General features: G+C 62.5%; 14 protein-coding genes. 7 read left to right on the top strand and 7 right to left on the bottom strand.

All coding sequences use genetic code 11. From position 1 onward, the window contains the following. Positions 1–29: 29 nt before the first annotated feature. Genes YH3_RS28015 through YH3_RS28005 form a run of 3 tightly spaced genes read right to left on the bottom strand, consistent with a single transcriptional unit; the run spans position 30 to position 2,754 of the window. Entirely contained in the window at positions 30–1,694 is a 1,665-nt protein-coding gene (locus tag YH3_RS28015) for a (2,3-dihydroxybenzoyl)adenylate synthase (protein WP_064444513.1), read from the bottom strand. 41 nt (positions 1,695–1,735) lie between these two features. Continuing rightward, positions 1,736–2,536: a 2,3-dihydro-2,3-dihydroxybenzoate dehydrogenase gene (locus YH3_RS28010; protein ID WP_003942103.1), complete on the bottom strand. Its 801-nt coding sequence runs from the start codon at positions 2,534–2,536 to the stop codon at positions 1,736–1,738. Continuing rightward, entirely contained in the window at positions 2,524–2,754 is a 231-nt protein-coding gene (locus tag YH3_RS28005; protein ID WP_003942230.1) for a phosphopantetheine-binding protein, read from the bottom strand. The genes YH3_RS28010 and YH3_RS28005 overlap by 13 nt, the downstream gene beginning before the upstream one ends. A gap of 200 nt (positions 2,755–2,954) precedes the next feature. Between YH3_RS28005 and YH3_RS28000 the strand changes: the two genes are divergently transcribed. Next, positions 2,955–4,112: an isochorismate synthase MenF gene (locus YH3_RS28000; protein ID WP_082920694.1), complete on the top strand. Its 1,158-nt coding sequence runs from the start codon at positions 2,955–2,957 to the stop codon at positions 4,110–4,112. Positions 4,113–4,119: 7 nt separating this feature from the next. Here YH3_RS28000 and YH3_RS27995 read toward each other — a convergent pair whose 3' ends face one another. Next, positions 4,120–4,518, bottom strand: a complete 399-nt coding sequence (locus tag YH3_RS27995; RefSeq protein ID WP_064444512.1) for a DUF1801 domain-containing protein — start codon at positions 4,516–4,518, stop codon at positions 4,120–4,122. Between the two features lie 200 nt (positions 4,519–4,718). Between YH3_RS27995 and YH3_RS27990 the strand changes: the two genes are divergently transcribed. Then, positions 4,719–5,666 carry a hypothetical protein gene (locus YH3_RS27990; RefSeq protein ID WP_064444511.1) on the top strand — a complete coding sequence of 316 codons (948 nt, stop codon included), beginning with the start codon at positions 4,719–4,721 and terminating at the stop codon, positions 5,664–5,666. Between the two features lie 48 nt (positions 5,667–5,714). After that, positions 5,715–6,371: a DUF3105 domain-containing protein gene (locus YH3_RS27985; protein ID WP_003942235.1), complete on the top strand. Its 657-nt coding sequence runs from the start codon at positions 5,715–5,717 to the stop codon at positions 6,369–6,371. A 34-nt stretch (positions 6,372–6,405) separates the two neighbouring features. Here YH3_RS27985 and YH3_RS27980 read toward each other — a convergent pair whose 3' ends face one another. Together YH3_RS27980 and dapB are read right to left on the bottom strand one after the other, a co-directional pair. Beyond that, entirely contained in the window at positions 6,406–6,813 is a 408-nt protein-coding gene (locus YH3_RS27980) for a hypothetical protein (RefSeq protein WP_238592716.1), read from the bottom strand. Between the two features lie 26 nt (positions 6,814–6,839). Beyond that, on the bottom strand, positions 6,840–7,586 hold the full coding sequence (gene dapB, locus YH3_RS27975; protein ID WP_371595507.1) for a 4-hydroxy-tetrahydrodipicolinate reductase: 747 nt from the start codon (positions 7,584–7,586) through the stop codon (positions 6,840–6,842). Between the two features lie 111 nt (positions 7,587–7,697). Between dapB and YH3_RS27970 the strand changes: the two genes are divergently transcribed. Both YH3_RS27970 and YH3_RS27965 read left to right on the top strand, forming a co-directional pair. Continuing rightward, positions 7,698–9,737 (top strand): ATP-binding cassette domain-containing protein, encoded by a 2,040-nt coding sequence (locus tag YH3_RS27970; protein ID WP_030535578.1) that lies wholly within the window; start codon positions 7,698–7,700, stop codon positions 9,735–9,737. Continuing rightward, positions 9,734–10,468: an energy-coupling factor transporter transmembrane protein EcfT gene (locus YH3_RS27965; RefSeq protein ID WP_042450697.1), complete on the top strand. Its 735-nt coding sequence runs from the start codon at positions 9,734–9,736 to the stop codon at positions 10,466–10,468. The genes YH3_RS27970 and YH3_RS27965 overlap by 4 nt, the downstream gene beginning before the upstream one ends. Here YH3_RS27965 and YH3_RS27960 read toward each other — a convergent pair. Then, positions 10,434–11,090 (bottom strand): TetR/AcrR family transcriptional regulator, encoded by a 657-nt coding sequence (locus YH3_RS27960; protein WP_007735111.1) that lies wholly within the window; start codon positions 11,088–11,090, stop codon positions 10,434–10,436. The genes YH3_RS27965 and YH3_RS27960 overlap by 35 nt on opposite strands. Before the next feature lie 225 nt (positions 11,091–11,315). Here YH3_RS27960 and YH3_RS27955 point away from each other — a divergent pair, with 225 nt between their 5' ends. Then, positions 11,316–12,263, top strand: coding sequence for a metal-dependent hydrolase (locus tag YH3_RS27955; RefSeq protein ID WP_030535581.1), 948 nt, complete (start codon positions 11,316–11,318; stop codon positions 12,261–12,263). Further along, complete coding sequence (locus YH3_RS27950) at positions 12,263–13,423, top strand: hypothetical protein (RefSeq protein WP_064444508.1); 1,161 nt, start codon at positions 12,263–12,265, stop codon at positions 13,421–13,423. Before YH3_RS27955 ends, YH3_RS27950 begins: the two co-directional genes overlap by 1 nt. Positions 13,424–13,439 lie beyond the last annotated feature (16 nt).

Raw genomic sequence — 13,439 nt, 5'->3', positions numbered from 1 at the left:
CTCCTCGAAAATGTGGGGGTGGGAACCGATCAACTCGACAGAGTCTGTGCGGCAATCGATTCGCTGAGAACACGGCGCAAGGCCGCCTTGCTGGTCTTTCCGACGCCGGTGACGGGGAACTCGGTCACGAACTCCACTCGATCCGGAACCTTGTACGCCGCAACGCCTCGGCCTCGTATGTATCGTTTGATCTCGCCGACGGTCGGCACATTTCCGGAAATCACCAGGACAGCACAGGTTCGTTCGCCCAGGTACTCGTCGGGAACAGCGACGACGGCCGCATCGTGGACAGCCGGATGCGAGAGCAGGTGGTTCTCGATCTCCTCGGCCGCAACCTTCTCACCGCCGCGGTTGATCTGGTCTTTTGCGCGCCCCTCGACTATCAGATGTCCTGAATCGGTGACGCTGACCAGATCGCCGGTGCGATAGAAACCTTCGGCGTCGAAGACCTCGGCATTGTGCGCATCCGCCCGGTAATAGCCACGGATCGTATACGGACCCCGAGTCAGTAAGTGCCCCGTGGTTCCGGGCGCGACGAGCGCGCCTTCGTCGTCGACCACACGAACCTCGTCGTCGGGTGAAATGGGCCGGCCCTGAGTGCTGACGATCAATTCTTGCGTGTCGTCGAGGCGGGTGTAGTTGACCAGCCCCTCGGCCATCCCGAACACCTGCTGGAGGGTGCAGCCCAGCTCCGTGGGTACGCGTGCAGCGGCTTCGGCGCTGAACTTCGCTCCGCCGACGCCGAGAACCCGCAAGCTCGACAGATCGTGATCTGCCTTACTGGGGGCGGCCATCCAGGCCAACGCGATCGGTGGGACCAAGGAAGCGTGCGTGACTCGCTCTGATTCGATCAGACCGAAAGCTGTGGAGGGCATGGTGTCCGGCGCCAGAACCACGGAGCCGCCCGCGTGGAGAACACCCAGGATGCCCGGCGAACTCATCGGAAAATTATGCGCTGCAGGAAGAACCACCAGCATGCGCGTCGAGTCGTCGACGCCACAGATCGGGTTGGACGCTCGCACCGAGTAGAGGTAGTCGGCGTGCGTTCGCGGAATCAGCTTCGGAACACCGGTCGTGCCACCGGAAAGCTGAAGAAAGGCGACCGACAACGGATCGACGTCGGCAAGAACGGGAACCTCGTATCCGCGCAGCGAATCGAAACCGACAAACTCTTCGGGGTCACCGGCCACGATCACAACAGGCGGAGTCTCGAGGCCTTCGTTCACCTCACGCGCCAGCGCGCGGTAGTCGAACCCGCCATGACGGTCAGCGACGATATAGGCAGCGACATCAGCGAACTGGCAGAAGTATCCGATTTCGGTTCGGCGATGCGCCGGCAACCCGAATACCGGCAGGGCGCCGAGCTTCAACACACCGAACAATGCTTCGACGTATTCCACGATGTTCGGCAGCTGCAGAAGCACCCGGTCACCGGCGCGAACACCCAAGCCGGACAGGCCTCCGGCCACGGCCGAGCTGCAACGATCGAGGTCGGAATATGTCAGCCGTGTCTGTGTGCCAGAGGCATCGCTGCCGACCACCGCTTCGTTGTCGGGATGCCGTGCGGCCGCGGCCGTGACGAATCCGGCCAGCGTCTCGTCAGTCCAATAGCCTCGTTCCCGATAATGCGTCACCAAATCGGGTGGATACTGTGCGACGGGTGCCAAGGGCTCGCGAGCGATCCTCGAGGTCATGCAAGTGACTCCTGTTCGAAAGTACTGTCAGCAAATACGTCTCACGCTTTGAGCGTCGCTCCACCGTCGACGTACAGCGCCTGCATGGTGATGTGGGCCGCCCGGTCGGACAGCAGGAAGTGCACCGAGTCCGCGATATCGTCTGCGGTGGCCAGTTTTCCGAGCGGAATACCCAGGCGATAGCTCGCCAGATTGCCTTCGATGACCGCGTCGGCACCCGAATCGTCGGAAGGGTCCGACCACAATGACCGCTGCATCGCTGTGTCGGTGGATCCCGGAGCGACCACGTTGACACGAATGCCGTCAGTAGCCAGCTCCAGTCCAGCGGTTCGAACCAACATGGTGGCAGCAGCTTTGGACGAACCGTAAGCACCCATCCCGATACGTGGGACACCGGCCGCGTTCGACGAGACGACCACGATCGCCCCGGCCCGACGGCGACGCATTTCCAGTCCCACGCTTTGCAGCACGTTCAGCAATCCGAAGACGTTGACGCCGAATATCTTCCGCCACTGGTCCGGATCGGAGTCCAGCACCGATCCGGTGTCGAGAATTCCGGCGACGTGCGCGAGCGCGTCGATCCGGCCGAACGTGTCCATCGTCGAGGCCACTGCAGCGTCGACTGCCTGCCGATCGGTCACGTCCACGACGTGACTCTCGATATCGGCGCCTTCGACGATTGTTTCTGCCAATTCCGCAGTTACCCGCTTCAATTCGACGTCGTCGCGATCGAGCAACGCCAGCGAATACCCGTCGCGCGCAAGCGTACGGGCCACTGCGGCGCCGATCCCCGCCGCAGCACCGGTGACCACGGCGATTCGGCGCTCGCTCACTGCGGGCACAGGACCTGAACCCAGGCATTGATCGTGGGCTCTTCTGCCAACTCCGCGAAGTCGGCATCCGCGCCCGCTCCCCGCCACCGTTCGACGAGCGTCATCAAGCGAACCGAGTCAAGGCCTTCGTCACCCAGGTCCGCGTCGTCGCCGAGTTGTTCTGCCCTCATCGACAGAACCTCGGCGACGTCGCGCACGATCTGGTCACGGTCCACGGTGTTGCTCATCGGTCTCCTCGAGTAGTGGTCGACGCGCTCAGATCGAGCCAACCCAACCCTCGTGTCGACCCCGTCCGCACGCCTTGACTTTAGGCCAGCCTAACCATAACGGTACGGAAGTACACAACCCGGGCGCTCGCAACACAAATTCACCCAAACTAAGGCTAGCCTCAACATAACAAGCAATCTGTCGAACTGGAAGGGTGTCCATGTCAGCACTCGCCGAAGTCTCCGAATTCCCGTTGCGCAACAACCGGACTGACGATGAAACGGACTCCGTTTTCCTGCTCTCACGTAGGCAAACGTCGATCCGCACTTCGGGAGTAGTCGAAGAATTCGACTCGGCCTTCGACGCTGCCGAAGCCCTCAAGACCGGGCGCATCGACTCGGTCGTCGGCGCCCTGCCGTTCTCCCCGGAGACGCCGTCCGCCCTCACCGCGCCGCTGAGTTTCACACGAGTCCGCGGTGATCTATATCACTCGAGCATCCCGTCACTACCCACTTCGCGGGTAGCCGGATTCGAACCCAGCCCGCAGATCCACACCGACAGGGTCCGCGGAGCCATCGAGCGACTTCGAGCAGGCGAACTCGACAAAGTTGTCCTCGCACGCTCCCTGACCATCGAGGCCGAGTCCACGATCTTCCCCGCCGCTCTGGCCGAGAAACTGATTGCACTCGATCACGCGCACAACGGTTTCTGCGTCGACCTGTCCCCCGCCGGAGGAAAGTACCGCGGGCGATCGCTGGTCGGTTCGACGCCCGAGGTTCTGATCGAAAGGCGAGGCGGCGTCGTCACCTGCCACCCGCTGGCGGGCTCGATTGCACGCCATCCGAATTCGGATCAGGACGAGGCGAATGCCGAGCAACTCCGCGCGTCGACCAAAGATCTGGCCGAACACGCGTTTGTCGTCGACTCCATCAGCGCGATACTCGGACCACTGTGCACGTCCTTCAATGCACCCAGCGCACCGGAAATCCTTCGGACACCGCAACTGTGGCATCTCGGGACCAAGATCGAAGGTGTCCTGATCGACCCGAGCCTGACCTCGCTCGAACTCGCAATGGCGCTGCATCCGACTCCCGCTGTCTGCGGCACACCGACGGTCGCCGCACGCGAGCACATCACCGCAACCGAAGCCGATCGTGGGTTCTATGCCGGTGCCGTGGGCTGGTGCGACCGGACTGGAGACGGCGAGTGGATGGTTGCTATTCGTTGCGCCGAGATCGCAGCAGACGGCCTCTCGGCGCGGGCCTACGCCGGCGGCGGCATCGTCGCTACTTCCGACCCGGAAATCGAATTGAGAGAGACCAGTACAAAATTCCGCACGCTACTCAGTGCGTTCGACCTCGCTGAACACCAGCTCTGACAGGGCGTCACTTCTTCGAGGTGTTCAGGGCAATCGCAGCGTGAACGAGTGCCTTGAACGCCTTTTCGTCGACGGCTTCGCCCTCGTGGAAATCGATCGCCCGTCGCGTATTGCCCTCGAGGCTGGAGTTGAAGAGTCCTGAAGCGTCGTCGAGTGATGCGCCTTTGGCAAAGGTCACCTTCACTGCGCTCTTGTAAGTCTCACCGGTACAGATCAGTCCGGCGTGATACCACACGGGAACACCTCGCCACTTCCATTCCTCCACCACATCCGGATCCACTTCTTTGATCAGAGTTCGTATCCGGGCGAGCATCTCGCCCCGCCAGTCTCCGAGTTCCTCGATTCGCTGGTCGATCAACCGAGACGGGGAATCTGCGCCTTGCTTGTCGGACTCACTCTTCGCCATCGCTTCGTCACTTCCTGCTCGTCGCCGCCGATCTCCGGTGAGTCGAGTATCCCCTCCTGCACGCGGATTCACTCGGTGAATCACTGACGCATCACGACGTCTCGGCATAGGCGATTTCTTGCAGTTTCTGTCAAAGTGAGACGGACGTCCAGTATTCTCTGGGTACTAAGTCCCGATTCTTCGGCCTGGAGGACTGCATCGTGATCTGGAATCGACCGCTCACCCACTCAGTCGCTTGGGCTGCCGGATCGGTTGTTCTCGCCGCCGCGATTGTCGGCGTTCACACTGTTCCTGCGGCGGCGCAACAGGCCCGCGTCTTCGACGTACTGTGCACACCCACCGATGCAGGCCTTTCCGAGCTGTCCGGACTCACCGTCACCGCGGCCGGGATGTACGCAATCGGCGACAGCGGCTCCGACGATCGGGTCGCCGAACTCGATTCGAACTGCCACGTGCAGCGCTGGATCAGGGTGGGCACCCCTCGTGTCGACGTCGAGGATCTGTCGTCGACTCCCGACGGCCATCTGTGGCTGGCAGACATCGGCGACAACAACGCGGTACGAACGTCGGTCGGGCTGATCGACCTCGATCCGGCTTCAGGTGCGGCGACCTCCTACCCCCTGGTCTATCCCGACGGCGGGCACGACGCCGAGACACTACTTATCCAGAGCGACGGGGTTCCCGTCATCGTCACCAAGGACTACCTAGGTGCAAGCGTGGTCTACACAACCGCTGAGCGACAGCAGTTTCAGGATCTGAGTACGGGCTCGCCGACCATGTTGGCCAAAGTAGGTCAGCTCAGATTTACTCCCACCCTCACACCCGGTGGGCCCGTCCCCCACGCCGGCACGATGGCTGTCACCGGCGGCGCCGTGAGCAAGGACGGCACGGTGGTAGCGCTCCGCACGTATACCGACGCTTACCTGTACGCAGCTCCCGACGGCGATGTCGTGAAAGCGTTGAACACCAACCCGATTCGCGTCCCCCTTCCCGACGAGCCACAAGGTGAGGCGATCGCGTTCGACGCTGCCGGTGATCTGATCAGTGGCTCCGAGGCATACCGAGGGCCATTACCACCAATCCGAATTCTTCGCGGCGCCAGCGACATCGCACTGTCGGGCGGAGCGAGCGGCTCTCTCGGGTCGTAGTCGATTCGCGTCCCCGGGAAAGCGGACAGGCGCCGCTATCATGGCCGAGTGAACAAACAACTTCGAGCGACAGTGGTGGTCTCGGCAGTTCTCGCACTGGCTTCGTGTGCGAATTCCCTCGAAGGATCACCGCGCCCGGATGCGTTTGTTCCGAGCATCGACAACCCGGATCCGTCCGAAGCCATCGACGGAGTTGTCACGGTCGACTACCCAGCAGCCCAACACGTACGCCCGAACGAACGCGTGGCGTACACATATTCACCGCCCTTCGGCGGCCGTCATGACTCGGTCTGGGCAAACTGCACCGGAGTTGTTTATCCACAAGCGATTCGGACCGAGAATGCGGTCCATTCTCTCGAGCACGGGGCCGTGTGGATCACGTACAACCCCGACCTCGTCTCGAGCGAGGATCAGGCTCGCTTGGCACAGCGAGTCGAGGGCATGAGCTACACGTTGATGTCGCCGTATCCGACCCTGGATTCGCCGATCTCGCTGCAGTCTTGGGGCCGTCAGCTCAAGCTCGACAACGCCGCGGACGCGCGCATCGATCAGTTCGTCTCGGCTCTGCGCGTCAACCCGAACACGTATCCCGAAGTGGGCGCGACCTGTTCGGTGCCGGTGACGAGCTTCGACCCGAACAACCCGCCGCCATTCGACCCCACCACTCCGGATCCGTCATCTCCCACAACTGTTCCGGAGCGGTAGCGTCTCAGCAGGCCCCGCTTCGCGGCGTAGACACCTACTTGCCTCGTGAACGGCGTTCCAGTTCGACTGCCCGTCGCATGGTTTCCCGAGCCCGGCTTCGGTCACCGGCATAGTCGTAGGCGCGAGCAAGTCGGAAGTTCTGCTTCCAGTTGTCCGGGTCTGCTTCCCAGTCGACCTTGATCTGGGCGAACAACTCGTCGGCAGCCGCTCGCTCGATCCGGCCCGAAGGCAATTTCGGAAGCGCAGACGCGTCGACAGCGAGGCCCTCGTCGTGAATCTGCTGCGCGAGGCGCTGGTGCGTGAAGCCGGCACGGAGCGTGGCGATGACGAGCCACAGCCCCAGGAACGGCAGGATCAGCACGCCGATCCCGAGACCGATCGCGGCGCCGCCACCGTCCTGGATGAGCTGGATTCCGCGCTGGCCGAGCAGCACGAAGTACACCGCGAGCGCAATGCAAATCGCGACGATCAGTGCGACGGTGCGAGTGGTCTTGTTCCGGGGGGGGAGCCGATCTGGCGGACACCGAGCAGAACGCCCGGCGCGAACGAATTCCGGTCGATCGAGTCGTGGCGAATGGTCAGTGTCTCGCCCTGAGTTCCGAGAATCACTTCCTGATGCGCGACCAGTCCGGCCATCCGCACGGAGTGAACCCGGACGCCGTCGACGTCCGCTCCGCGCGCACCCTCGAGCTCGGTCGTGGTGGCGTCAGGGCTGCGTCCCACGCCTGCTTCCGCGCGAGCCTCGGCGATCATCGCGGCCGTTCGGTATGCGGTGCCCGAGGGAGCATCTGCCTTGTTGGGGTGATGGAGTTCGATGACCTCGACGGAATCGAAGAAGCGCGCCGCGGCAGCCGAGAAGCGCATCAACAGCACAGCACCGATGGCGAAGTTCGGGGCGATCAGAACACCCGTTGCCGGCTGGGCGTCGAGCCAGGACTGAACAGTCGCAAGCCTGGACTCGTCGAAACCGGTGGTGCCGATCACTGCATGAATTCCGTTGGCCACGAGGAATTCCAGATTTCCCATGACGACGTCGGGGTGCGTGAAATCGACCACTACCTGAGTGCGGGTGTCGACAAACGTCTCGATGCGATCACCGGTGTCGACCTGAGCGACGAGTTCCAGATCGGGAGCAGCTTCCACTGCCTCGCAGATCGCTCGACCGACCTTGCCCTTGGCTCCCAGAACCCCGACCCTGATGGGTGCTGCACTCACGTCTTCCACGCTCCGTCCGATGCATTGTTTGAGGTGAAGCCTACGCAATCACCCCGATGCGCTCACCATCAGTCGGGCGGGAGTTATGTCACCACTGGCACACTGGACGTAGTGAGCAACCGTCCGCAAGTCCGCGAAACCGGCAACCTTCGACCACTCGAGTTGGCAACGGGTGCCGTCATGGCCGGATTCACGGTCGCGTTGTCCGTCATTGCCACGGTCATCCCCATGGCCAGCGCCCTCAACCTCGTGGCCGCCGTTCCGATGGGAATTGTTGCCCAGCGCTTCCGAGTCCGCGCCGTGACGACGGCCGGTATCTCGGCCACGGCAGTCGCCTTTGTCGCGGCGGGTTCGGGATCTGCGGCGGCGGTCGCATTGAGCGCTCTCCTCGGCGGAATCATCGGTACGGTCAAGCGGCGCGGTCTCGGCTTCGTCTCCGCATTGCTGTCGTCATTGGTCATCGGGCCCGCGCTGGCGTTGTTCTCCATAGTCCTGTTGCTTGTTCTCGCTCCGCTGCGCACCTTGTTGTTGACCTCGCTCGAGAACACCGCGTTGGGCGTGGCCGAGATCTTGAAGCGTGCCCCCACACTGGTCGGCGCAGCCGAATGGATCGAGAACAGCATCGGCTCGATCATCGACTACTGGTGGTTGTGGATCGGCGTGTCCATCATCTCCGGAATCGTCCTCAGTACCGTCGTCTCCTATTTCGTCCTCGGCGCCGTCCTCGACCGATTGGCTGCACTCCCTTCGGCCGACCCGCTCCAGACAGCACCCGACGACCGTCCGATCGATCCTCTGCCGGTCACTTTCGATCACGTGGGCTTCACCTATCCGGGTGCAACGACACCGGCCCTCGTCGACGTCAACTTCACCGTGCGACGAGGAGAGTTCGTCACCGTCGTCGGCCACAACGGCTCGGGCAAGTCCACACTCACCCGGTTGCTCGCCGGTCGCGCGCCGACTGTCGGGACGCTGACGAGACCCGGGTCCGCCGGTCTCGGCCGACACGGCGGAACCGCCGTCGTCCTCCAACGACCCGAAAGCCAGATCCTCGGAACCCGCGTCGCGGACGACGTCGTCTGGGGGCTCCCCCCCGAGTCGCATCCCGACGTCGATGCACTGCTGGCCGAGGTGGGACTCGCGGGCATGGGTATGCGTGAGACCTCCGGGCTGTCCGGTGGCGAGATGCAACGTCTGGCTGTTGCAGCCGCGCTGGCGCGGCGCCCCGCTCTGCTGATCGCGGACGAAGCCACCGCGATGGTCGATCAGGCCGGCCGGGAGGAATTGGTCTCGCTCCTTGCCGAACTTCCGCGACGCCACCCGATGGCCGTGGTACTGGTCACCCATCACCACGCCGACACCCGCAACGCAGATCGGGTGATTCAACTACAACGCGGACGGCAGATCGATCACCAACCAGGTTGGATGACGTCGACGTTCGGGGGTCCTCCGTCTGCGCCGTGGCCGGTCAGCACTCGAGCTGTCCTCCAACTCACCGATGTCACCCACACGTACAACGACCGGACTCCGTGGTCGCGGCGCGCCTTGTCGGACGTCAATCTCACAATCGGCGACGGCGACGGGCTGCTGGTTCTGGGCGGCAACGGTTCCGGTAAATCGACTCTGGCCTGGATCATGGCGGGCTTGATCGCACCGAGCAAGGGAACCGCAGTCTTCGACGGCAAACCCGTCTCACGCCAACTCGGCACCGTCGGTCTCACGTTCCAGCATTCGCGACTGCAGCTGCAACGCCGAACCGTCGCCGAAGACATCGAGGCCGCCGGAGGTCCGGAGATCGGATCGGTGCAAGTCTCGTGGGCGCTCGACGCCGTCGGACTCGACCGTCACATCGCCGGCCGCAGCATCGACGAGTTGAGCGGCGGACAGATGCGACGCGTCGTCCTGGCCGGTCTCCTCGTGCGCCAACCGCGGGTACTCATCCTCGACGAACCGCTGGCCGGTCTCGATCCACCCGGTCGACACGAAATCCTGAACGTACTCAGGTGGATTCGTCGGAACGGAACCGCAGTAGTCGTCATCTCCCACGATGTCGACGGCATGGACGCCGTGTGCAGCAGAACAATTCGACTGTCGGAGGGTCGCATCCTCGACCCTGCCGCCAGCAGCGCCTTGGAAGGATCGACGACGTGACAACACTTCTGCGCGAAGTCCCGACTTCATCGCCGATCCACCGATTGTGGGCCGGAACGAAGATCGTTGCCGTCGTTCTCGTCAGCATCGTGGTCGTGACCGCTCCGTCCTGGCCGGCGATAGGCGTCGTACTCGGATTGTTGTTGCTGACCGCGGTGATCGGACGCATCCCCCCGACTGCAGTTCCGCGACCTCCGTGGTGGTTGTGGGCGCTGATCCTGCTCGGCGCGTTGATCAATCTTCCGATCGGCCTCGACGCAGTGTTCATCTACCTGCAAGCTGTGACGTTCGGTCTTGTATTGCTCTGCGTCTCACTGATGTTGGCATGGACCACGTCGATGAGCGATGTGGCGCCGGCACTGGCAACGCTCGGTAGACCGCTGCGATTCCTCAAGATCCCGGTCGACGAGTGGGCGATCGCGACGGCCCTCTGCATTCGTTCACTTCCGCTCTTGATCGACGAGATGCTCACCCTGGTGGCGGCGCGACGACTACGCCCGAAAGCTGTGGTGAACAGCGCTGCCGACAATTCGATAGTCGATCTGATCACCACGACCATGTCGGTGGCAATTCGGCGCTCTGCCGAGATGGGTGAAGCGATCTCCGCTCGCGGGGGCACCGGTTTGATCGCGGCGTACCCCAAGCGCCCTCAGCTCGCCGACCTGTTCGCGCTGATCGTCGTCATCGCCGCGTGCGTCAGCGCGGTTGTTTTGACTCTGGTTCTGCGCTGATCGGATCACCGCTGACAGAATTTCCCTGGGCGATGATCGCAGAACCCATCCAGCGCCGTAGGTATCGCCGCAGTTCCTCGTCGCTCCGCTTCGGGTCGCCGGGCGCGAGGAAAAACGACTGCATCGTCCGCAGGACGTATTCGACCAGTTCCTGAAGTGATGCGTCGTCGTATCCGAAACGCACCCAGTCCACGTCGAAGCGGGTGATCATCGCCATTCCGAAGGCCTGCGCCTCCTGAGAGGTCAGACCCTCGGGATGAAGACTCGAATTCGTGCTGGTGAGCAGAATGCCGAGATGCGGCGTTCGGTGGACCTGGGTCAGGGTGTAGACGACACCCTCGGTCATCGCCTCGACGGGATCTTCGATGCCGCTCACGTGTGTGGTGAGCCGATCGAGGTAGCCGTCGACCGACGCGATCGCCGCTGCCCGCATCAGAGCGTCAGCGCTGGGGAAGTATCGATACACGGTCTGCCGGATCACGCCCAGTGACTCGGCGACGTCGCCGATGCTGATTTCCGAACTCGTCCGTCCGATCAACTCGACCGCGGCCTCGACAATGCGACGAGACGCATCTTCGTCACTGTCCGGTGGATTGCCGCCCCACCCACGCCTTCGTGCCACTGCCCACTTCCTCGCTCGAACGAGGCTCGAACCATGTCTTTGCGCTCGAAGTCCAAGAGCCACAGGCTAACACAGGCAGGTTTTGCATCTGCGCCCCTCGAATTCACTCCCCTCGCCGAAAGTGAACATACAACTGCACACCAATATGTATGATTACCGCCACACGTGGCTTCGAGTGCCAGAGCGGCCACCTGACCAGCCCCTCCGAAAGACGAGGTTCGACAAGTGACCAACCTTCAACCCCGAAAAATGGACTTCGGATTCGAGGATCAGGACGTTCCCTTCCTGTGGAACCCGGAGAATCCGGCCTGGTCGAGCATGTCCAACGCGGTCTCGTTCCTGGCCATCGGTTTCGAGAAGATGATCGTGAAGATGATCATGCAGACCAAGTCGCGGATCAGCGATCCTGAAGTGGCCGAGGAAGCCGTGGCGTTCATGCGTCAGGAAGGCCATCACTCGACCGCGCACCGCCAGCATGTGAAGGCTCTGATCAGGCGCTACCCCGGACTACAGAACACGCTCGACGCTGTGATCGGTGAATTCGATCTACTGACCGAGGCGACCTCGCTGAACTACCGGCTTGCATACACCGCGGACCTGGAGGCGACCTTCACTCCGGTGTTCAAGCTGATGCTCGACAACGAGGCGACCTTGTTCCGCCCGGGAGACGACCGCGTCGCGTCGCTGTTCATCTGGCACTTCGTCGAGGAGGTCGAGCATCGCAGCTCGGCTCTGATCATCTTCAATTCCGTTGTCGGAAGCGAGCTTTACCGGATGCGGATGGCACCGTCGATCTTCGCGCACGTGATGAAGGTGATTCGTATCGCCTGCGCAGGCTTCAACCAGCACGTTCCGCTCTCCGAGCGGCAAGTCGACTCACTGTCGATGTTCGCCACCCACCGCACCAAGCAGAAGATTCTGACGTCGTTCGCTCCGTATCTGACCAAGGGCACGATGCCTCGCGCCTTCGATCACCTTCAACTCGGAGAACAACTCGTTGCACTCGGCGGTGTCTTCCGCAGCCAGATGCCCAATCACAACCCGGACCACGAGAAACTCCCCGCACTCGCCGACCAGTGGTTCAAGCGTTACGACGACGGCTACGACTGCACACGCTGGTACACCGCCGAATCTCAGGCACAAGCCGAGTCGATCACGTCAGGGGCCAACTGATGGCAGAACACTGCTCCCCCACGTTTTCCCAGCTCGCAACAGAACTCGGTTTCTCCTGTCAGGAAGCAGGTGGACTCGTCGAGTTCCGTAACCCGGCGGCGCTGGAGAACTGGACCCTGCCCGTCCTCGAATGGACCATCATCGTCGGCTCGGTGCTCGCACTGGTCCTGGCGATCGTGCGGTTGCGCCGCAACGGCGACCCCACCAACCTGGTCCTCTGGTTCGGCGCCACCGCCTACCTGTTCATCATCGAGCCTCCGCTGTACTTCCCGGCGGCGTTCGGCATCGAAGAACAAGTGGACACGATGTTCGCGCACAACGTGTTCACCGTCGACTTCATGTGGGGTCGACTGCCGCTGTACATCGTTGCCATCTATCCACTGATGGCGACGTTGGCCTTCGAAATAGTCAGAATGCTCGGCGTTTTCCGCAGATACGGTCCACTACTGGGCGCTGTCTGCGTCGGCTTCGTCCACCATGCGTTCTACGAAATCTTCGACCACCTGGGGCCCCAGTTGCGGTGGTGGGAGTGGTCGACGTCGAACCCGATCAACCAACCCATGTTCGACGCGGTTCCACTTCCCAGCGTGGTCGTCTTCGCCGCGCTGTGGCCGATGTCGTTGGCATTCTGCGTCCAGTACTTCGTCGGACGGCACGTCGATGCCGGCAAGCACTTCTCCGGACTTCAATTGGTATGGCGCACCATCGTGATCGGCCTGCTGGCCTCGCTGGGTACGTTCATTCTCCCGCTCCCGGCGACGGTCTTCGGTATGGGAAGCGACACTGTCCGCGGGTTCCTCTACGCCGCTGAACTTGCAGTCCTCACAGTGGTCGCGATCGTGGTTCTCGTCCGCCAATGGACGCACCTGCGCTCGGCAGAATCGAACACTCCTGCACACACCAACAGGTTCGTGCAGATCTACAGCGTGGTGTACCTGGTTGTCATGGCCGTCCTGTGGGCGAGTGCGCTTCCCGACTTCTTCGACGCGGTCGACGGTTCCACCAGCGCTGGAGATCCCATCGGGAACCTCTGGTACACAGTGGCGTGCTTCGTCATCGCAATCCTGTGCGTGAGCGCAACTTTCACCATTCCGAAGCGGAACTCCGGGACGGCCGACGCCGAGCTCCTCGGGGCAAACTCAGCGACTCCGGCTACCTAGGCGACCGGGACGAGAC

The organism is Rhodococcus sp. YH3-3 (assembly GCF_001653035.1).
Lineage (GTDB): Bacteria > Actinomycetota > Actinomycetes > Mycobacteriales > Mycobacteriaceae > Rhodococcus_F > Rhodococcus_F qingshengii.
Note: the sequence above shows the minus strand (reverse complement) of the source record. Positions and strands in the feature narration are given on the sequence as shown.